Here is a 21,099-nt window from a genome sequence, read left to right as displayed (position 1 = left end):
TTACAGTTGGTTATTCTGATTTATATATTGGTTTATTTTTCCGCGTTGGGTTGATTCTCTCCTACTGTACGTCCTCCTTTCTTCTCGAATTGCTGATGTTGACAATACCATTGTTCACTTGGAATGTACAATCGTTCAATTGACAGAAACTGGTCAAGAAATTAGCTAGCGATTCTTTGCTATTTAAACTTCCTGTAAATGAACTGTTGAGCAAATCAGGATTATCACATATAATCGAAACATCGTAAAGGCTTTCGATTACTCTTAAGAGTTGAATGTTTTTGGTTTGGTTAAATTTGACAGACTGATTGGTCCATTCGACATTGGCAGTTAGCTGTGGTATAAGTTTCCTTAGCTCCTTATCCACACGAGCTGGCTGAGATTTTGTCAATTCGGGCTCCGAAAACTTAATCATCTGCTGCAGTTTTAAGTTAACCAATACTTCCTCTTTTGGTTTGAGATATATTAAGTTTCGACTTTCCGCTGTCACTGATCCGACCGAGATTTTGCCCTCCATTAGTTTTATCAGTACATGATCGGCATCCTTGGGATCTACGCTAAATATTGTCCCTAAGGCAGTGGTCAGATATCCTTTGTAATTGACTTGAAAAGGTGCATTTTTGTTTTTGCGCACGTTATAAATAACTCGCCCTTGCGCCTGATGTACATCGCGGTGGCCTCTGCCAGTATATTCGAATCCGATTTTTGCATGTGGATAAAGGATAACGGTCGTGCTATCAGGAAGCTGAGCATTGATTGTATAAGCATTTTTATTTTCATACCAGGTAACCTGTTCTTTTGTTGAGGTCGAGAAATTTTTCAAAAAGAGAACCGACAGTACGCAGAGTAGCACGGCGGCACAGGAAGCCCAGGCCCACGGGCTTATGCTACGAATGAGCATAGGTTTTGGCGGATCTACGGCATAGATATGATCGAGCACTTTCCGATGAACCATGCTTAAATCTGGTAACGGAATTTGTTGTACTGCTTGTTCTTCATCCTGATCCAGCATCTCAGTGATCCATAACTCTAGAATTGCAGTATCAATCTTGGCCATTTCGTCAAAAAATGACTCATAATACTGCGCATCCAAGCGGTTGTGGATATACGCCAACAATTGATCTTTAAAGGATTGCTCTTTCAAAATTTTCTATAATTAGTTCAATACATTGCTGTATTTGTTACTCTATACGTTTGGCAAAGAGAATCACACTATTGCTTTTTTATTTTTTTTATAGCTTAAATAAAAAGGCCGCAAAAAGACTGATTATATACTCATCTCGGTAATTTTCCTGAATATATTTTTTGATATCCTTGAGTGCGCTCACCAATTGATTGCTCACTGTAGATACTGAGATACCCAGTAAATCGGCTATTTCTTTGTAACTTTTTTCCTCAAATTTATTGAGCATCAGAATCTCCTTTCGTTTGGGGCTCAGGGAGTCGATTGCATTGTTCAGCATCTGCTGTTTATCTTTGAAAAACAGTTTTTCTTCGGTATGATAATACAGTTCTATGGCTGAAGCCCATATTTCCAATTGAAGTGCCTTGTCTCTTTGCACTTTTCGAAAAAAATCCATGGCCAAATTATCCGAAATATGATTGAGAAATGAGACAAATCCCTTATTAGGGTCAATCTTTTCACGTTGGAGCCATATTTTGGTAAATACTTCCTGTAAGATTTCTTCCGCAATAGTTTGATCTTTGACCAGTTTGATCAATCTAATATAGATCTTTGGAGAATAATGGAAATAGATTTCATTAAACGAATTGAGGTCTCCATTTTTAAGTTTTTCCAGTATAGCAGCTTCTTTAGGAGATTTCATTTGGCAAATTCATATAATTGGTACGAACGACGAACTTAATATAGTGATAAATTTACTAAATCAAAATCATTGGTACCCCAAATAAAATTTTATATTTCATACGAATTGACCTCCCCACCGCAAAACATAACATTTTAAAAGGAGAGAATTCGGGCCATATCTTCCCTAGTTCCTTAATTAAAAATTGGCTTATTCTTTCGTTAATAAAAGGGCAATATCCTGTTTTGCCAGCACATGGCCTTTATAGACAATATTACTCTTGAGATAAAGAAAACATTGATCGATACGATCGAGTTTGCCTATTAACACTTTTATAGACTTTATATCCAGTTCTCCCATTTCTGCAGGAGCGACTTTATTCGGATCTGAAATTAATTGTCCGTCTTTTTTAAATTCTTCGAGTTGCCAGGAGTAACCTGCCCAAGGCCCTGCGACCAATGTTGTCTGTTTGGCATCCAAACTGATCTGTCCTTTATATTCCAAGCCCAGACTATCAACCCTAACCCTCTGGTCTTTCAAATCAATGACTAGATATTTCAAATAATCGCCGAAGTCTTTAGGCTCGAAATGGATACTATTGTCCTTGCGAATGATCTTGAGCTCCATCGCCCCTATTTTGTCTATTTTGGTAGATTGGGAGAACTCCATAAAAGCAGCATACTCTTCTTCGCTAATACCTAGATTTTTGTGATATGGTATAGGCTCTCCGGGTTTTAACTCCTTCATGGTTTTGAAAAACCAATCTTCATTGGCTTTCATGGCTTGTTTCATTTTCCCAACAATTGCAAGCTGTGCTGCATTCGGCCTGGGAATTCCCAACACCGCTGCGGTATAGTTGCCTTCAGGAAGTTGTCCATCAACGAACTGAATTGCCAATGCATCGCTGTCCACCCCGGATTGCTTTTGTGCAGAAACATTGAAGGAAAATATGAAGGCCGCTAACACCCCATAAAAACGAAGATATTGGTATAGAAATGTCATTGTCAGTGTATTTGAAAGATAAAATTACGATTTAATGCTGAAAATCCGCCATCTTCTTCGCCAACGGTCCGTCTTTTGTTACAAGACTAGACCAACCCGGACGTGCCCCTACGGTAAGTTTCGCGATCAATCTTTCTGATAAAAATATCTTAGCTAGTATTTCTTCCGCAAAATCCCAAGTGACTTCAACAGGCGTCCAAGCGTCGAATGGGTCGAGATTCTCTCTAACAAATTCCGCAGAATTTAAAAAGGGGTGATTTTCTTCTATCTGCAATTCTGGCTCACTCGGAGTTGGTGTTACATTGTATAGCCACACATGGGCAATAATATTTTCGCCTTCTTTCCAAAGGTAAGCATAGCAGACCTTATCGTCATCTTCGATGAAAAATCCCTTTTCTATCTCTTTTTATTATGATAAAATAGAGTTTTTGAGTTGTTGGGCTCAATTCAAAAGCATATGCTAAATATTGAGTGATTTAGTATTTGAAAATTCGTTCTAATTCTTTGCTCAAGTCATCACCCCTAAGTCCTTTAGCAAGAATTACTCCATTTGGATCAATTAGAAAATTATCAGGGACAGCTTGAATAGAGAGCTGTTGAGCGACTGAATTTTTAAAAGATTTTAGATCTGATAACTGCGTCCATTTTAATCCGTCATTGCGTATAGCTTTTAGCCATTCTTCTTTATTTTCATCTAATGATATTCCTATAATCTCAAATCCTTTACCTCTGTATTTTTGATAGGCTTTAACCAAATTAGGATTTTCTCTTCGACAAGGCGCGCACCAGGATGCCCAAAAGTCAACCAGCACATATTTACCTCTAAATTGGGATAATTTAACGACTTTCGATATCGTATCTGTTTGTTCGAACTCAGGCATCATTTCACCAATTTCAAATATTTTACTAATTTTTATTTTTTGGAGAATTGATTCGCCAAGATATGTTTTCTGTAAATCATTCGAAATCTTTTTGAACATGTTATTTCTATCATTTAGTTGTTTATTTGTATTATCCGGGAAATTACTTATCAAATAAAGTCCGTAATAGTTATTCGGGTGATTAGATATAAATGAATCGGAAAGTTCGCGAATTACTTCAATCAACTCATTGTTTGCCAGGTTACGGCCGAGTTGTTCTGTTTTTGCTTTAATTGCTGTTAATTTATTTTTGTTGAATAATCTCTCAATACTATCTAAAGAGGAATTTTTAATATCAAATTTATTAGAAATAGGAATTAAACCCTTCGCGCCATTAATCAGCCAGCCTTTATAGCCATTAAATTCAATCGTTTTTTCTGGTTCTATCCAGAATGAATAGATTACAAAATCACCGATATAATTTTTATTATAAATATTTTTAATAGATATGTTGAAAATTGTCGGCTCTGAGATTATAGCTGTATATTTAAAATTGCTTTTATCATCTAATGCTACCGTATCAGAGATCGTATTTCCTTGATTTTTATATTTAACAAAATAGATTGTGTGAGGAATAGTATCTATCACTCCCTTAATAACTGATTTATTGTTTGATTGACCTTTTGCAGAGCATAAGATTGAAAAGAAAATCGAAATTAAAATCAAAAATCTCATTGTAAATTTATTAGCAATAATGTTCCAATATTTCCCTAAGGGGCTATAACTGTATTGACAAGAGTACTTAAGCACCCTTGTCAATCGTTAAGGGAGCCTTTTTGGCTAGACGTCCCCTATAGTCAAATGATATTAAATTCCAGCTTCTTTATCGGTAAAAATCTGGACTCCTGCTTTTTTTTCAATTAACTGTAGCGGATATAGTTCAGGATTATATACACCATTAAGAACTTCATTCAAAGCGTTTTTCTTGGATTTACCAAATGTAACAATCAGAATATTTTCAGCTTTATTGATAATAGGTTCAGTCAAAGTAATTCTGAACATTGCCTGTGGCTTTAGATAGTAGGCATCAACCCATTTTTCTTTTTCTTGTAAGATCTTTTCTCCTGGAAACAGAGAGGCTGTGTGGCCATCATCACCCATTCCTAAAAGGATGAAATCAAAAATACCGTCAGCTCCTAAAACATTTCTGATTTGAGCTTCGTATGCTTTAGCGTAATTTTCAGGCTCAATTCCCTCTTTATACATGGGGAAAATCTGATTTTCATTTACCGGAACCTTATTCAAAAGTACTTCCAAAGTCATCTTAAAATTACTTTTCTCATCTTCAAGAGAAACCCATCTTTCATCTACCCAAAAAAAATAGATTTTGTTCCAAATTATTTTATCTGCATATTCGGGAGTAGCTAATAAACTAAAAATGGCTTTCGGTGAAGAGCCACCACTCAACGCGACCACAAATTTATCATGCTTCTGAATCGCTTTTTTCGAAAGCTCAACAAATGTATCTGCTGCTTCTTTATATAAAGCATCCAGATTATTAAATATCGTAATATTCATTCTCTTTTCATTAGATTTTAAACCCACTGATGTCCCTGCCGCTCTACCAGTGCATCACTGTCATCAGGGCCCCAGTTTCCTGAAGCATAATTTGGGAACGATGGATCTTTGGTTTTTTCCCAGGTTTCCTGAATCGTTTTTATCACATCCCAAGCTTCTTGTACCTGATCAGAGCGCATAAACAGTGTAAGGTCTCCCACGAGTGCTTCCAATAAAAGAGTTTCATAAGCTTCGGGCGTATCGGTCTGACAGGCAAAATTATCGAAAATCATCTCCACAGGTTTAAGCTCTAAAGACAAGCCTGGCTTTTTAGACATAAACTGCAATCTGATGTCCATTTGTGGCTGGATATTAATAACCAATCGGTTTGCCGACAGAAGCGAGCTGCTTTCTGAAAACGTAGAATTTGGAAGTGGCTTAAACTGAATCGTTATATAAGAATGCTTTTCTTTCATCTTCTTACCGGTACGAACATAAAAAGGAACATCCTCCCATCTTTCATTATCCAGATAAAACTTAATAGCGACAAATGTTTCCGTATTGGAATCATGAGCAATTCCCTCTTCCTGGCGATAGCCTTTTACTTTTACCCCATTTACTTTGCCTCGTCCGTACTGTCCTCTTACCGCATAATGATCTACTTTTTCGGGAGAAATCCTACGGATGGATTTTAAAACATCAACTTTACGATCCCTGATCTCACCCGATTCAAGTGAAGCCGGAGGTTCCATAGCAACCATACAAAGAATTTGCAAAAGATGGTTCTGAATCATATCGCGCAAAGCTCCTGTCTGCTCATAAAAACTGGCTCTTGTTTCCACACCTACTTCTTCGGCAACCGTAATCTGTACCGATTCTATATGTCTGTGATTCCAAAGAGGTTCAAAAATTGAATTTCCGAACCTGAACGCCAAAATATTCTGAACGGTTTCTTTACCTAGATAATGATCAATGCGATAAATCTGTTCTTCCTGGAAAGTTTGTGAAAGAAGATTATTTAGCTCAATGGCAGATTCTTTATTGTGACCAAAAGGTTTTTCGATAATAATTCGATCTGTTGCAGGATCAGATGCTATTGACGTATTTTTAAGATGATTTGAAATTACAGATACAAAGTTTGGTGCAATGGACAAATAGAAAAGTCTGTTGCCTCTCATTCCGTACACCTTATCAAAATTTTCCAGTTTCTGATATAAATCCTGATAAGAGCTTTCTTCATCAAGCTGATGCTGAAAATAGCTGATGTGAGCCTGAAAACCAGCCCAGTCTTCCTTGATTACAGCCTTCCGGGAAAAACTCTCCAGATTTTCTTTAATATAAGCCCTGAATTTTTCATCCGTATTTTCGGCTCTTCCTAAAGCTAAAATATTAAACCCCTTTGGCATTCTGCCATCGATATATAAATTATAGAAGGCAGGAAAAAGCTTTCTTTTTGCCAAATCCCCTGTTGCACCAAAAATAACGATCGTTGTTGGATGCAGGATTGTATTGTCACTCATTGTTAGATTCAGTTATTTGGGTTTTGCCATGAGGTATGAAAGACTCCTTCTCTGTCAGTTCTTTGGTAAGTGTGTGCACCAAAATAATCACGCTGCGCCTGAAGCAGGTTTACAGGTAAAGATGCTGTGGTATAAGCTTCGAAATACCCTAGAGCCGACTGAATTCCTAAGCTTGGAATTCCGTTTGATACAGCAAAAGCAGCTGTTTTTCTTAATGAAGAAATTTTATCTTTTACAATTTCTGAAATTTCCTGATCCAATAAAATATTAGATAAGTTCTCGTATTTTGAATAAGCCAGATAAAATTTCTCCAATAAAACCGAACGGATGATACATCCACCCCTCCAGATTTTAACAACATCTTTTAACGGAATTTCAAACTGATATTCTTCAGAAGCTTTTACCAATAATGCCAATCCTTGCGCATAACTGATTAAAGTAGATAAATACAAAGCATCCCCCACCTCTTTGATGAACAATTCTATATTTTCAGGAGTTTGTACTTCTTCTTTAGCATATAATTGCGAAGCTTTCACGCGCTCATCTTTGTAAGCGGATAAAATTCTTGATGTTACTGCAATATCGATGGTTGGAATAGACACTCCAACTTCCATAGCCTCCTGGGAGGTCCATTTTCCGGTTCCTTTTGCTCCTGCTTTATCTAAAATCTTGTCGACAAGAAAACCGTCTGTTACATCATCTTTTTGCTGGAAAATATCTCTTGTTATTTCAATAAGGAAAGAATTCATCTCGCCTTCATTCCAACTTTTGAAAACTTCATACAATTGGTTATTGTTAAGATTAGCTCCTTTTCTCAGTAAATCGTATGCTTCACTGATTAATTGCATGATGGCATATTCAATACCATTGTGAACCATTTTAACGTAATTCCCTGCAGCTCCTTTTCCCATATAAGCGGTGCAGGGCTCCCCTTTTACTTTTGCCGAAATAACTTCCAGCATAGGCTTCACCAAATTGAAAACTTCCAAATCTCCGCCCGGCATAATACTCGGTCCTCTTCTTGCCCCCTGCTCTCCTCCAGAAACTCCCATTCCCATAAAATGAAGGTTTTTAGAAGCTAAATCAGCTATACGTCTCTCGGTATCTTTGAAATAAGAATTTCCCGCATCAACGACAATATCTTTTGGACTCAGAAGCGGTGTTATGCTTTCAAGAACAGCATCAACCGGTTTACCTGCAGGAACCATCAAAATAACTTTTCGCGGACTGTCTAAACTTAACACAAATTCCTCTAGAGAAACAGTTCCAACAACCTTTGTACCTGAAGCAACTCCTTTACGAAGTTCGATTACCTTTTCTTCATCTAAATCGAATCCTACGACAGAGAAACCATTATCGGCAATATTGTAAAGCAGATTTCTTCCCATTACACCCAGACCAATGACCCCGTAATTATACTTTTCCATTCTTACTTAAAGTTTAGTTTATGCATCAAATTTACTGAAATGCATGCCAGCAAAAAAATTATCTAAAATTTTCTTTCAATTCTGACTTAGTTATCATCAACTGGAAAATATCATTAGTTATTTGGTTACGAGCTTCCAATATAAAAGAAGAGTGCCTTAAACAAGGCTAGTCAATACAAGACTTAACATATCCGAATTCAAAATTATTTTAGTACCAGCATACGCTAACTTAACCAAACAGTTATCCATATCCTTCTTCTGCAAGATTCGGCAAAATATAAAAACCCGCGCATCTTCGACAAGCTAATTAAAACAGCCGCCCTTATTGACCGTCAAGGGAGGCTATGTTAGCTAGATGTCGCTTTGGCTAAGTGTAATAATGCTTAGCGAATACGGATTTCATTTAGTTTTTTAAGATTCTTATCCGTCCGCGACACTAATGTCACCATAAATAAATCTTCTAAGTCACCAATAAACTTAATGGGAGAAATAGAAATTAACATAATATTGCTTTCATCGACAAGAACTTCATTTGGATCGTGCTGTACAAAGTGATCTTCAATCCGGAATATGACATGTTCAGATTTTAGATTTGTATATTTTTTTTAATATCCGACAAGCTCATTAAAATAGGATGGTATCCAGGCTTTAATTCAATGATCATTACCTGCCTTGTCTTGTCAACATCTATTGATTGAACCTCTTCAGGTTTTAATGATCGCATAGCATCGCCTAAGTAGGTTCTACCTTGCATCTCTATCTTAGGCAAAGGTCTTTCATCAAGATCTTTGTAAACAACCTTAGGCAAAGTATCCGTTTTACTATATAAAGGCTTCAATTGCTGTCCATGGGTTAAACTTAAGCCGAAAAATGACAAAAGAGCGCATAAAAGTATTTTTTTCATTTTTACCAGTATAATTTCTTTTAATATATCGTTGGTTATGAGGTTATTTATTAAACAGCATCGCATCGTTCATTTATAGCTATTCTGTTTCCTCGTATATTTGATTGAATCTATTTTTCTCTTTAATAAAAAACATCGGCCTCAATATTTCTCCAAACGTAAATTAACAAATATATTTAGTATATTAGATTGTTGAACCAATTAATTTATAGTATGCGCTATTACCTTATTTTAATTTCCGCCCTATTGCTAACAGGTTGTAAGAAAGAGATCGATCCTACCCAAGGTAAGGAGGTATTGAAAGCGGGGTTTGTATATGTAAATCCAGAAGGCAAACAGCTAAAAGACCCTACTATTATTGTTCCTCCCAAGCTCTCTGCTATGCCTGCCAACATAGCTTATATCCCTTATGAAGGAGCAGCTTTCAAAAGTGATATAAAAGTAGTAAGAAATAAAATAGAACAGGATTACTCGGGAACTCCTGTTGTAAAATGGGTATTATATGATTTGGATAATAAGAGGGTTGTAAAAACGGAATCGGAGTCGGATATTAAGCTCGATATTGCAAGTGTGGGTAAATACCGACTAACGCAATATATTTTCAAAAATGAAATAGAAAGTGAAACACTGAATATGGCATTGGATTCGGCGTCCAAGATCGTGGAGATTTCAACCATAAAATCCATTGACTCAATTGTGATTGATAAGCTCTCATCGCATAGTCCATATCTGACTTCTTCTTTTAAAGAAGACGAAGTCTTTGATGCCGTTGTATCGTTATACAACTCTTTGGAAGACGCTGAGAATAGCAAAAAACCAATCGCAGAAACAGAGGTAAATAAAGCGTTGAAATTGGGCGCATCTCAAATAGCATTCGCCATTACCGATCCTATTTTTATCCCAACATTTGATTTTCCAGAAAAGGATGATTTTTACCTACAATTAACCTACATGCAGCATGGAAAAAAATTCAGGATACTCGATAATCGCTTTGGCTCAATTTTCAAGTATTATAAAACAGGCTATCTGACAGCGGATAAATCCGCCCTTCAGGAAGAAAGAAAATTAAAATTTGGGGATATGACACTTACAATTAGCTCTTCATTTACTTTTCAACGATAACTAGGCGTTAAAACGATCACTGAGTGTTAATTAGTGCAAATTAATTATCCACTCCTTTTTTATTAGCCTTGCGCCCCGGCATTTAACAACACATTGACGTAAGGGATAACCTCAAAAGAAGGGATCACCTATAGCCATTAAATTATTGAAGTCTTTCTGTTCAAGCTTTATTTGGGCTTTTGTAAAAATCACTGCTGCCAAAAGGATAAGACTTGAAAAGTATTTCATCATTATTCGTCTATGTGTTTGTATATTTCTTCTATCTTCGTCCAATTCGTTTCATGAAAATGTTACATCTTCTGCGCCAAAGGCCCATCTTTAGTGACAAGACTAGACCAACCCGGACAAGATCCCAGAGTTAGCTTTGCGATCAATCTGGACGCTAGAAATATATTGGCCACCGTTTCTTCCCCAAAATCCCAGGTCACTACAACAGGCGAACTCGCATCAAATGGTTGAAGGTTTTCTTTGACAAACTCAGCAGGATTTAAAAACGGTAGATTCTCCTTTTTATGCCATTCAGATTCTCTGGGAGTAGGAACGCTATTGTATAACCAAATATCTCCAACTATTCTTTCCTCATTCAATAAGTATGCATAACAAACCTTATCGTCATCTTCGATAAGTACGGCGAATTCTGGACGATCGTTTGATACATATTTTGTTAAACTTCCCATAAAATAGCTAATTTAAAACAACGAAGTCTGTGCCGTATCACTCCGCAATGGCGGCAATCCCTCCCATATCGAAAGCTTCATAACCTTGACTTGTTCAAAGAGATTGTTCAGCATAGCGCTAAGATAACATTTATATCAGAAAAAAGGCTGGATGGATCCAGCCCTGATAAAGATCTTATCCTATTTTAAACACTAAACCAGGCAATTTTGTTCCATGGAAAAACTATGCTTAAAATTATATCTCGGATTCATGCAATGGTTTTACAACTTCAATACGCTCTCCATCGGCCGGAATAAATGCCTTGTGCAGCAATCCCTCCTTCTCCAATCTTTGCTTTAACTCAAGGCGCGTGGTAGGACAATGATTGATGGCTTCCATGTGATTTGCCAATACTTTGCCTGGCGCATCACGGATAAACTTTACAATATCGTCCATTGTCATCAATAGTGGTCTGCCGAAATCGAATTGTGCTGAACCGCAAGCTAGCACAGATACGTCGGGCTTGTAGATAGCCAACACCTTTTTTACGTCATCGGTATAAATGGTATCTGCACTTATATATACCGATTCATCATCGGATGACTGCCATACGAATCCATACACATGCCCCATTGGTTTTCTTACCCAGCCATAGCCATGAACTGCAGGTGTCGAAGTAAGTTTGCCTTTCAGAAACGAGATTGTCTCCCAATAATCAATCGCTTGCAGTACATTTAATCCCCATTTTTTTAATTGGCGGGCGTGGTTTTCACCGCACAGGACGGGAATTTTACGGCTACGCAAAAACTCGATTCCTACCGCATCGATATGGTCGGGATGCAGGTGTGTAATCAGGCAATAATCGATTTTCTGCAACAGTTTTTCGCTTTCAATGGGTAAATCAACCAAAGGGTTGCGACGGCGTTTGAAACGGAAAAGGGTTAGCGGAACAAATGTCTTTGACTTTCCCAATAAAGGATCAACCAATATAAAGTTGTCTTCCGATTCAATAATAATAGTGGCGTTACGTATTTGATGTATTGTCATAGTGATAACGTATTTAAATTCCTAAATTAGCTGGTAAATTTCGGTACAACCTTCGGCTAACGAAAGATATTTACCCAGAGGTTTCCCGGTTACAAAATTGTTACTTAATGAATTATAAGGAATTTGAAAACTGTTCCGTAAATCTTTTTTTCAGAATATTTTCCGGGAAATGGAAGCCCCTGATACTCCATCATTTTTTTTATACGGGTGATGAACGCTTCATTGAATTGTGGCGTAAAATGCCCAAGGTTTCCAAAAAAGTATTATTAGAACAACTAAAAGAAATGGAAAACGATGGAATTGTGGTTCGAAAGCAAGTGAACACCTTTCCTCCGGAAGTGTATTATGGCTTATCTGAAACGGGTAAAAGTCTAGAGCAATTGCTGCTTCATATTGAATCGTGGATGGAAAATTACCAACTTCAGGATACTACCGAGTTAGACCCTATGAAAGAAAAGCAAAAATAGGAAATGGTAAATGGTTTAATACAGGGGTCTTTGATACTGTCCCCTGATAAAAAGATGTATCTTAACCTATTAAAATTTATTGTCAGATTATGAAGCAGAACAAATATGACGAGCAAAAGTTCTTCGATCAATATAAAAACATGGACAGATCTATTAAAGGTCTTAAAGGAGCCGGAGAATGGCATGCGTTAAAAAATATCCTTCCGAGCTTTGATGGCAAAAATGTACTGGACCTGGGCTGTGGCTTTGGCTGGCATTGTCGCTATGCTATTGAAAACGGGGCCAAAACAGTAACAGGTGTCGACCTTTCCGAAAGGATGCTCAATAAGGCGAAAGAAATCAATGACCTCCCTGGCATCACTTATATCAGAAGCGCATTGGAGGATATCACGTTTGAGGAGCAGGAGTTCGACTGCGTCATCAGTTCCCTTACTTTCCATTACATCAAAGACTTTGATCCGCTCTGCATGCATATAAACCGTTGGCTAAAACCGGGCGGCAGTGTTGTGTTTTCTGTTGAGCATCCGATATTCACTGCAAGACCCGACCAAGACTGGATTTACGATGCAGCCGGAAACAAGTTATATTGGCCCGTGGACCATTACTTTGAAGAAGGAAAGCGGGAAACACATTTCTTACAAAACAATGTAATAAAATACCATAGAACACTTACCACTTATCTTACAATCCTGCTTGCCAATAACTTTGCGATCGATTTAGTTACTGAACCACAGCCAAACATGGAAATGATTAACAGTGTCGCCGGAATGGCAGACGAACTCAGAAGGCCTATGATGCTGATCGTGTCGGCACAAAAAAGGCCGGAATAATCTAGCCCTGATATATAGTTATGATCCCAATAAAGGGATAGTCGGTTTCAAAAAATAAAAAAACCTTGAGGAGGGGGATCTCAAGGTTTTTACTACCTGTTATTAACCTAATTTATGAAAGTATTGGTATAACAATGGTTAGTTCGCTTTCGTTTGATCTTTTTATAAAAAAGTTGAGTTCGTCTGTTCGGCCTTACAATTATTTTTATTTAAAAAGTGCTTTGACCTTTCAAAAATAAATGTTGACGCATTATACAACATGGTAGCCATTTATAACGAAATGGGTCAGACCGAAAAAGCCATCGAGATCTTAAATCAATTAATTGAATTGGGGCAAGTCCGAGCACAGAAGTTCTTGAGAGAAAACATAGCTAATTCATCTTTAGAAAGTCGTTCAGTCGAACAGAGGCCTATGAAATAGCTTTAACGGGATATTTAGATAATTTAGAATGAACTTTACCAGTTTTAATAACTACCACACACTTGACGTGGTTTTTGAGTTTTCGATCTTATGACACCGATTATGTTACACAGTCTAAGATGGTCTTATATTTTTAAGCACTGGATAGGTACCTTACTATTGGGTACTACACTAGTGACTATATCCCCAGGATTTAACCCATTAAATTTTTCGGGTATTGGTCAAACGATCCTCTTTTCGCTACTTTGGCTTTGCTATAGTACAATATATTCTATTCCTACGTTGATATGTTGTACACTGGCATTCTACTGGTTTAAGAGCAATACACTCAATTGGATCAAAATGACTTTAATACTGATTACATTGGCTGGAATTGCAATGACAATGGCACTAACAATGGGATCAATGGAGTGGGCCATATATTATTCGATCGCTGCAATAATTACTGGGATATTATTTAAGATTGAGAAGGTATGATTAATTCGCTTACTACAATGTTAACCGGCTTTGGGCTTCGATCTAACCCAAAGGTCGTAAGATCAGTTGGAATAAACTAACACATATATAGGACATTTGTCATACATTTGTGCCAAATGAATAGGGAAAAGCTAATTTATAGTGCAGTAAAAGTTTTAAATGAAGACTTTCATGCTCCTTTAGAGCGAGTAGCCGAGGTTGCACAAATCAGTAAGCGAACTTTGTATCGGTATTTTAAGGATAGAGATGCACTTATAACTGCCTGCTATGTAGATATGCTTGAAACCTGGTATATCACTATGGTTTCTGCATTTAACAGCAATACTGATCCGGTCAAACAATTGGAAGCAGTGCTATACGCAGCTATCGACAGCGGTGTAAAATATATTTTCCTACACGCCCTTGAGGAGAGGCAGGTTGATGTGGCAGCGATGGACAAAGAAAAAGTTATTGCCTATGAACAAGCAAAAGAAAAGTGGTTTGCTATAGTTCCCCAGCTGCAGGCGAAACACATTATAGACAATCGCTTGTCCTCAGCTTGGATCAGACATCTCTTTGCCAGTGTGGCAAGAGCAAGTGTGAAGGCTTTAAATTCTGGTGACGTCGCTCCGAATGATCTTAAAAAATTTGCCTGGCTATCATTTAGCCGCAGTATAGGAATTGTGGAGTCTTAAATATATAATCAACTATGATACAATCTTTTTTGCTAATAGGGCAATCAAATATGGCCGGCCGCGGAATTCCGGATTCAGTGCCGCCTATCATCAACGAATCAATAAAGATGCTTCGCAATGGACGCTGGCAGATAATGGCCGAACCCATACACAATGACAGGCCTATGGCTGGTGTGGGGCTCGCATCATCATTTGCTGCCTCCTGGCATGCGGATCACATTGGCGAGGAGATCGGCCTTATCCCTTGTGCTGATGGCGGTACCAGCTTAAATGACTGGCAGGTTGGTGGCGCGCTCTTTGACCACGCTATTTTTCAGGCTAAACTTGCTCAACGTAGCAGCCAGTTGACAGGAATATTGTGGCATCAGGGAGAAAATGATTCTTCCGCCGAACTGGCCGCAAAATACGGTGAAAAGTTTGATAGTATAGTCAATGAGCTACGGAAGCAATTAGGGGCTCCTGAAGTTCCCCTGATTATCGGCGCGATAGGCGACTTTTTGCCTTATGGTCTATTTGGAGCGCATTTCAATGATTACCATTTGGTCAATAGCGCCTTACAAAAATATGCAGCATCGCACAACAATTGTAACTTCGTTTCGGCAAAAGGGTTAACTGCAAACGAAGACCAAATTCATTTCAACGCGTCGTCGCTTAGAAAGTTCGGACTACGATACTATCAGGCATTTTTAAATGCAGCAGATGTAACCGAAGCTTTACCTGACGAAGATGAACTACTAGGGAAGATTTATGGACGTGAACTGTCCCCCAACGAAAAGAAGTTTATTTTAGATGTCAACTTTGCATCCGGGAAAATCTCGTTAAGTGAATTCCAGCATCAACTGAAATTGATCGATAAATAATTTAAGATTCATGTTAATCCAAATAGCATAAAAAATAAAGTAAGAATATAAAAACCTTAACAATCAGTTATGGGTGGTATCAACCTTATTCAGCTACGCACTTGGCATTACGGATTACAAACATCGTTCAATCACCTGTGTCATCTACAGGACTAAAAATACAAATAAATACGCACAGTTTAATCGCATTGACCTATAATCCTTTTTTACCCGCTAACCAATAGCCATGTAAAAAAACATGGCCATTGGTTTTTGCTTTAATGATTTTTCTAAACTGCTGAGCCGATTTTACGTTACCCGTCAACACGAAGTTGGCCTCTTCCCAGTCCGGCGTATTGATCATTGGTAGCTTGCCTGCCCAGTCCTCCATGCTGACCAAAAAGTTTTTGGAGAATATCAGGCAATTTTCCAAGCCTAATAATTCTGGAACGTTTTTATTCTCTTCATCCAATTCAAAAAGGAACACAAATTGATGCTTATTCTTCTTTAACATAGGAAGGAAAGAACAAGCTAGTGCTAATGAAGTCTCATCGCCAAAGATGACAAATCTTTGCACCGTTTTATCATAATATCTGCTTAACCCTCTTGGCTTATACATCACGATGTTGTCGCCCACTTTTAAATCTGCCATATAACGACTTCCGCAACCTTTACCATTCAAATAAACAATAAATTCAAACAAGCCCTTTTCAGTATCTGCATAAGAAACGGTATACCTTCGAGCTTCTGTAGCATTAATTCTAAAGTCGATGAACGAACCTACAGCGAATTGTACATTTTTTAAATCCCCATTAAAGCAAATCTTCTTGACAGATTTTGATAAAGAGACCGTTTCGACAACTTCTGTCAACGGTAGCTTGGGCGTTAAGAATTCTAAGGTATCAAATAACCATTTTGGTGCACTTGGCATAGTATTATATTTTGTTCGAAGCAAAGTACAATAGAATCAATCTTATAATATAGAACGGAAAAGAGTAGATATTGGATTAATCGTGGTTTTTGCTACGAAATGTCAAAGCGGTAATTCCTGCAACTTTCACAAACAGTCGCGAAAAATAGGGATAGTCATCGTAACCTAATTCAGCTGCAATCTCTTTTACAGATTTATCGGAATGATATAGCAGGCGCTTTGCCTCTAAAATAATACGTTGTTGTATATGATGTGAAACAGAAAAACCCGTTACGTTCTGTACGCATTCATTTAGATAAGCAACGGAGATGTTTAATACTTCGGCATAGTCCGCGGGGCGTTTCATATGCACAAAATTTTGCTCGAGCAATTCTGAAAATGCCTTCTGAATTATTTCAAAACGCGACAATTTATCTGCTGGTTTTGACTGCTTGAGGAACTGCGACATAAATAGGGCAACCAATGTATTGCAACTGTCTTTCAGCTGCAAATGATATAACTTGTCTTCTTTTCTGTCATACAGGTTTCTACATAAAAGAAAACACGCTTGGATAATCGCTAAATCTGTGCGTGAGCATAACGATAATGGCTCGATAGGTGTATTGCGCTGCAATAGTTTTAGGTAATCCGCATTTAAGTTTTCATTGGATATTGTTAAAATAAATCCACTTATATTTTCGACTTTCAAGGCTCTGTGAACCTGATTTGGCGATTGATATAGTATAGTTGGCTTATCTATCAAATATTTTTTAAAGTCTATTTCGGTATGCGAGATACCACTTTCCTGCAATACGAAAAGGTGATAGTCGTGTCGATGTGCATGATTAAACTCTTTACTCCCGGGAATTTCTGATGCTATACGAACAACAGCTATTCCATTACCAAAATCGCTGTCCCAACTTCTGACAGGAATAGATGCCTTGTGTTTTTGCATAGATTTTAAACTATGGTTAAATACAAATGTAAAAAATAAATGCCCTATAAACGGTTCAACCGATCTATTTATTCACAAAAAAAGCTTTGCAGTAGGGACACAAAGTTAGTATTTTCCTAGTCTTTAAGCCACCAAGTTCGGTCAGAACACTTTGCGTATTTCAAGCTAAATTATTTTTTTCTGTTCACTTTCAGCAAATTATCTACACAAAATCGTATATTTAGCCTTAATGCATCGAATTTTGAAGATTGATGAATTGCGAATGTATATCGAATGCTAACATTCGATAATAGCATTTTTAAATTTAAAGTAAAATGAAAGACTTAAAAATTGGAAAAATAATTATTAAGGTTAAGGCCATTATTATTGTCGCTTTTTGTCTATTTTTAAACGGATCGGTAATCGGAGCTGTGGCAGCACACACACAAGTGACAGAAAAAGGGATAAATCCGCTGTTAATTTATATTCTCATCTTTTTGCCTTATATTATTATGTTCAAGAGTATCAAAAATAATATAACAGAATTAGAAGCTTAATTGGCAGGAGTTCCCATCCAAGATATCATCTTTCACTGTGGTTGCGGAGGAATATATGCTATTGCCAAAATAAAATTTTGATCTGTATATACAGGAGAACATCGATGTTCTTTTCATTTGAAACGTTACTTATCAGAATCTCTTTCAAAATCACTATTTTAAAAAGTTCCGCACTTGGCGGGGAAAGAGGAAGTTCGGTCGAACTACTTCTCTCCTTATTATCCTTCTTTGAAAATATTAAAAACGAAAGCGCTATATAATACTAAAAGTAAAGCAGCCTAAGAAAAGGGGCTTCACTTTTAGTATTTTTATCATAATTTAAAACCATTAATAAATAACGTGCTTTTGCAATTTACTGTTTAATAATCGTTTCAAACGAAAAACCTGTTAGCTATTTATCATTTTTTTTCAGATAACCTATTGAGCAAGAAATGCAATAGCCTTCGTTAAAAAAGTCTCATAATTTTGATAAAATGCGGCGTGCCCCGAATCTGAAAACTCTAAAAGCATAGCGTTTTCTAAATTTTGTTTCATATTGTAGGCATTTTGAATGGAAATTGGAAGGTCCTGATCACCGTGTACGATTAAAACAGGTTTTTTGATAGCCTTAATTTCATCCAGTGCTCCGGGGTCTGGCTGTGCCCAGGTTAGTACAGCTGTAAACTGAGCAGACGAACTAGCATCGCTAAGCACTGGATCTCTATCAATTATCCGTTGATGAACTCTAGCATAAGATGATTTTCCAGACGCAATACTTGACTGTGAATCGGTAAATCCGAATTTTAAGTAGGAATCTTCGGGACTAAGTCCTGCACTTCCAGCAATTATATTTGGAAGATTGGAAAGACCAATAGCTCCCTTGGGCCCACTATCAGCTAAAATTATTTTATTAATTAGTTCGGGATCCGTCAAAACAATTCTTTGAGCCACGAATCCGCCCATTGAAAATCCCATAATATTGACCTTCCCCAAATTCATTGCTCTGATAAAATCAATGGCATCGTTAGCCATTGCCTGGATAGTATTGGGGGTCGCTCCTTTGGAAGATGCCACTCCTTTATTATCAAATATGATCAATTTATATTCTTTCGCTAGACCGTCGGTCACCGCAGGATCCCAATCATCCATAGAACCACCTGTTCCAGGTAGTAATACTAGCGGAATTCCTCCATCTTTACCCCAACTTCGGTAAGCGAAATCTGTTCCTTTCACATTGATAAAGCTGGTCTTCGCATTTTTGTGATTTACAATGGTCGTCTCCTGCTCTATTGGTAAATCATTATCGTCGCTACACGAAATCGATACTGCGGAAAAAAGGCTTAAACATAGTACGCCTGCGATAGTAAATTTTCTGATTGTCTTCATTTTATTATTGTTTTAATGATTATGAAGCAAACTTAAAACGATCGTCAAAGCACTACATACCCAAAACAGTTGAACCGGACAATTTTGTAAGTGAATTAGTCAATTCCGCGGCTCATATAGTTTCATAGAAAAGTACCACTACGTTCATTAAAGGACAATGCTTTCTATCAAAAACCTTCATAGCCGGTTCTTTTATCTGCCGATATCTTACTTTCAATCCGATTTATAAAAATGGAACTTCCTGTTCGAGCATTAAAACTCCCAGCTCACCTGTGAATATGTCCACTTGAACCTATTCTCCGTTTAACACCCACGCCGACCCACATACATTTGTTGCAACAAAAGAAATCAGATCGTAAAATCTAAAACAAAAAAGAAATGAAGACAAAAATAACAACAATCCTTATGGTAGCGACATGCGCACTATGTATTCCTACAATTACGATTGCACAGCGCACCATAGCAAAAACGGGAAGCGTAAACGCAGAAACTGGTGTCAGACCTTACAAGATCAATATTCCACAGGTTAAACTTGATGAACTGAAAAGACGTATTTCGGAGACCCGGTTTCCAGATAGCGAAACGGTAAACGATGAATCACAGGGCATACAACTAGCCCAGTTAAAAGAACTGATCAATTATTGGGGAAATGGCTATGACTGGCGTAAGCTTGAAAACAAACTGAACGCGCTGCCACAGTTTGTCACCAAGATTGATGGACTTGACATACAGTTTATCCACGTGCGTTCAAAGGAAAAAGGTGCCTTACCCCTTATCCTTACACATGGGTGGCCAGGGTCACCCTTGGAATTTATCGATGCTATAGGCCCACTGACAGATCCCGTCAAATACGGTGGTAAAGCTGAAGATGCCTTTGATGTTATCATTCCCGCAATTCCAGGATATGGATTTTCCGAAATCCCTAAAGAACTTGGCTGGAACCCAGAGCGTGTTGCCAAAGCCTGGGATATTTTGGTAAAACGTCTGGGCTACACAAAATATGTTTCTCAAGGTGGAGACCATGGGTCTGTAATCTCCAACGCGCTTGCCAGACAGGCTCCTTCGGGGCTATTGGGTATCCACCTGACTATGCCGGCCACAATTCCTGCAGACCTGATAAAACCAATCAACGCCGGTGATCCCGCTCCGACAAGCCTTTCTCCAGAAGAAACAAAGGCTTATAATTCAATGCGCACTTTCTTTGGCAGAAACGCAGCGTATGGCGGGATGATGGTGACTAGGCCACAAACTACAGGCTATTTGCTTTCTGATTCTCCAACTGCACTAGCAGCGTTTTTATACGAAAAGATCGCTGAGTGGTCAGAAAGTAACCTCCGGCCAGAAAAAGTAATTAGCCGCGATGCGATCCTTGACGATATAACATTGTATTGGCTAACCAATACCGGAGCATCCTCGTCCCGCTTTTACTGGGAAAATAATAACAACAATTTCAGTTCCGAACATCAGCAAACAAAGCGCATAAAAATTCCTGTAGCTATTTCAGTATTTCCGCATGAAATCTATCAAGCACCAGAAAGCTGGTCGAGAGCGGCTTATCCTTCTTTATACTATTATCATATCGCACCAAAAGGTGGGCACTTTGCGGCATGGGAACAGCCGGAGCTCTTCACGCAGGAAATGAGGAACGCTTTTAAAACGCTACGGGATCAACTGTGATGATCTTCCTTTATGATCCAAACTGTCCATTTCAGGGCTTAAAACGT

21 protein-coding genes and 1 pseudogene are annotated in these 21,099 nt (G+C 37.9%); 8 read left to right on the top strand and 14 right to left on the bottom strand.

Features of this window, described 5'->3' with window-relative positions; all coding sequences use genetic code 11:
* Positions 1 to 61: 61 nt before the first annotated feature.
* The 9 genes from BV902_RS12285 to BV902_RS12240 all read right to left on the bottom strand — a co-directional run bounded on the left by BV902_RS12285 (position 62) and on the right by BV902_RS12240 (position 9,075).
* Positions 62 to 1,144 (bottom strand): FecR family protein, encoded by a 1,083-nt coding sequence (locus tag BV902_RS12285; protein WP_075992182.1) that lies wholly within the window; start codon positions 1,142 to 1,144, stop codon positions 62 to 64.
* Between the two features lie 88 nt (positions 1,145 to 1,232).
* On the bottom strand, positions 1,233 to 1,826 hold the full coding sequence (locus BV902_RS12280; RefSeq protein ID WP_075992181.1) for an RNA polymerase sigma factor: 594 nt from the start codon (positions 1,824 to 1,826) through the stop codon (positions 1,233 to 1,235).
* Positions 1,827 to 2,015: 189 nt separating this feature from the next.
* Positions 2,016 to 2,807: a hypothetical protein gene (locus tag BV902_RS12275; protein WP_075992180.1), complete on the bottom strand. Its 792-nt coding sequence runs from the start codon at positions 2,805 to 2,807 to the stop codon at positions 2,016 to 2,018.
* A 31-nt stretch (positions 2,808 to 2,838) separates the two neighbouring features.
* The gene (locus tag BV902_RS12270) at positions 2,839 to 3,081 is read right to left on the bottom strand and encodes a hypothetical protein (protein ID WP_157626034.1); all 243 of its coding nucleotides are present in this window, start codon (positions 3,079 to 3,081) and stop codon (positions 2,839 to 2,841) included.
* A gap of 202 nt (positions 3,082 to 3,283) precedes the next feature.
* Positions 3,284 to 4,402 (bottom strand): TlpA family protein disulfide reductase, encoded by a 1,119-nt coding sequence (locus BV902_RS27730; protein ID WP_083663578.1) that lies wholly within the window; start codon positions 4,400 to 4,402, stop codon positions 3,284 to 3,286.
* A gap of 132 nt (positions 4,403 to 4,534) precedes the next feature.
* Positions 4,535 to 5,245, bottom strand: a complete 711-nt coding sequence (gene pgl, locus BV902_RS12255; RefSeq protein WP_075992178.1) for a 6-phosphogluconolactonase — start codon at positions 5,243 to 5,245, stop codon at positions 4,535 to 4,537.
* 17 nt (positions 5,246 to 5,262) lie between these two features.
* A complete protein-coding gene (zwf, locus tag BV902_RS12250) occupies positions 5,263 to 6,744 on the bottom strand; it encodes a glucose-6-phosphate dehydrogenase (RefSeq protein ID WP_075992177.1) in 1,482 nt (493 codons plus the stop codon).
* 8 nt (positions 6,745 to 6,752) lie between these two features.
* Complete coding sequence (gene gndA, locus BV902_RS12245; RefSeq protein WP_075992176.1) at positions 6,753 to 8,171, bottom strand: NADP-dependent phosphogluconate dehydrogenase; 1,419 nt, start codon at positions 8,169 to 8,171, stop codon at positions 6,753 to 6,755.
* Between the two features lie 586 nt (positions 8,172 to 8,757).
* The gene (locus tag BV902_RS12240; RefSeq protein ID WP_075992175.1) at positions 8,758 to 9,075 is read right to left on the bottom strand and encodes a hypothetical protein; all 318 of its coding nucleotides are present in this window, start codon (positions 9,073 to 9,075) and stop codon (positions 8,758 to 8,760) included.
* 192 nt (positions 9,076 to 9,267) lie between these two features.
* On the opposite strand from BV902_RS12240, the gene BV902_RS12235 reads away from it, so the two are divergent.
* Entirely contained in the window at positions 9,268 to 10,197 is a 930-nt protein-coding gene (locus BV902_RS12235) for a hypothetical protein (RefSeq protein WP_157626032.1), read from the top strand.
* A gap of 290 nt (positions 10,198 to 10,487) precedes the next feature.
* Here the strand turns inward: BV902_RS12235 and BV902_RS12230 are convergent, their stop codons facing one another.
* Both BV902_RS12230 and BV902_RS12225 read right to left on the bottom strand, forming a co-directional pair.
* Positions 10,488 to 10,874: a hypothetical protein gene (locus tag BV902_RS12230; protein ID WP_075992173.1), complete on the bottom strand. Its 387-nt coding sequence runs from the start codon at positions 10,872 to 10,874 to the stop codon at positions 10,488 to 10,490.
* Between the two features lie 235 nt (positions 10,875 to 11,109).
* Positions 11,110 to 11,901 (bottom strand): MBL fold metallo-hydrolase, encoded by a 792-nt coding sequence (locus BV902_RS12225; protein ID WP_075992172.1) that lies wholly within the window; start codon positions 11,899 to 11,901, stop codon positions 11,110 to 11,112.
* 107 nt (positions 11,902 to 12,008) lie between these two features.
* Between BV902_RS12225 and BV902_RS12220 the strand changes: the two genes are divergently transcribed.
* From BV902_RS12220 to BV902_RS12195, 5 genes and pseudogenes are all read left to right on the top strand, one after another.
* Positions 12,009 to 12,368, top strand: a complete 360-nt coding sequence (locus BV902_RS12220; RefSeq protein WP_075992171.1) for a winged helix-turn-helix transcriptional regulator — start codon at positions 12,009 to 12,011, stop codon at positions 12,366 to 12,368.
* Between the two features lie 89 nt (positions 12,369 to 12,457).
* Complete coding sequence (locus BV902_RS12215) at positions 12,458 to 13,198, top strand: class I SAM-dependent methyltransferase (RefSeq protein ID WP_075992170.1); 741 nt, start codon at positions 12,458 to 12,460, stop codon at positions 13,196 to 13,198.
* Between the two features lie 217 nt (positions 13,199 to 13,415).
* Positions 13,416 to 13,619 (top strand): annotated as a pseudogene (locus BV902_RS28680) (tetratricopeptide repeat protein); the annotation flags it as partial.
* Positions 13,620 to 14,212: 593 nt separating this feature from the next.
* Positions 14,213 to 14,770: a TetR/AcrR family transcriptional regulator gene (locus tag BV902_RS12200; protein WP_075992168.1), complete on the top strand. Its 558-nt coding sequence runs from the start codon at positions 14,213 to 14,215 to the stop codon at positions 14,768 to 14,770.
* Positions 14,771 to 14,784: 14 nt separating this feature from the next.
* The gene (locus tag BV902_RS12195; RefSeq protein WP_157626030.1) at positions 14,785 to 15,630 is read left to right on the top strand and encodes a sialate O-acetylesterase; all 846 of its coding nucleotides are present in this window, start codon (positions 14,785 to 14,787) and stop codon (positions 15,628 to 15,630) included.
* Positions 15,631 to 15,823: 193 nt separating this feature from the next.
* On the opposite strand, the gene BV902_RS12190 is transcribed toward BV902_RS12195, so the two are convergent.
* A complete protein-coding gene (locus BV902_RS12190; protein ID WP_083663577.1) occupies positions 15,824 to 16,540 on the bottom strand; it encodes an FAD-binding oxidoreductase in 717 nt (238 codons plus the stop codon).
* Positions 16,541 to 16,616: 76 nt separating this feature from the next.
* Positions 16,617 to 17,474: an AraC family transcriptional regulator gene (locus BV902_RS12185; RefSeq protein WP_075992167.1), complete on the bottom strand. Its 858-nt coding sequence runs from the start codon at positions 17,472 to 17,474 to the stop codon at positions 16,617 to 16,619.
* A 314-nt stretch (positions 17,475 to 17,788) separates the two neighbouring features.
* On the opposite strand from BV902_RS12185, the gene BV902_RS12180 reads away from it, so the two are divergent.
* Positions 17,789 to 18,010, top strand: coding sequence for a hypothetical protein (locus tag BV902_RS12180; RefSeq protein ID WP_075992166.1), 222 nt, complete (start codon positions 17,789 to 17,791; stop codon positions 18,008 to 18,010).
* Between the two features lie 417 nt (positions 18,011 to 18,427).
* On the opposite strand, the gene BV902_RS12175 is transcribed toward BV902_RS12180, so the two are convergent.
* On the bottom strand, positions 18,428 to 19,375 hold the full coding sequence (locus BV902_RS12175) for an alpha/beta fold hydrolase (RefSeq protein WP_083663576.1): 948 nt from the start codon (positions 19,373 to 19,375) through the stop codon (positions 18,428 to 18,430).
* A 378-nt stretch (positions 19,376 to 19,753) separates the two neighbouring features.
* On the opposite strand from BV902_RS12175, the gene BV902_RS12170 reads away from it, so the two are divergent.
* Positions 19,754 to 21,052 (top strand): epoxide hydrolase family protein, encoded by a 1,299-nt coding sequence (locus BV902_RS12170; protein ID WP_075992165.1) that lies wholly within the window; start codon positions 19,754 to 19,756, stop codon positions 21,050 to 21,052.
* The last annotated feature ends 47 nt before the right edge of the window (positions 21,053 to 21,099 follow it).

It is taken from the genome of Sphingobacterium sp. B29 (assembly GCF_001952815.1).
GTDB lineage: Bacteria > Bacteroidota > Bacteroidia > Sphingobacteriales > Sphingobacteriaceae > Sphingobacterium > Sphingobacterium siyangense.
This window is presented reverse-complemented; position numbering and strand designations above follow the sequence as displayed.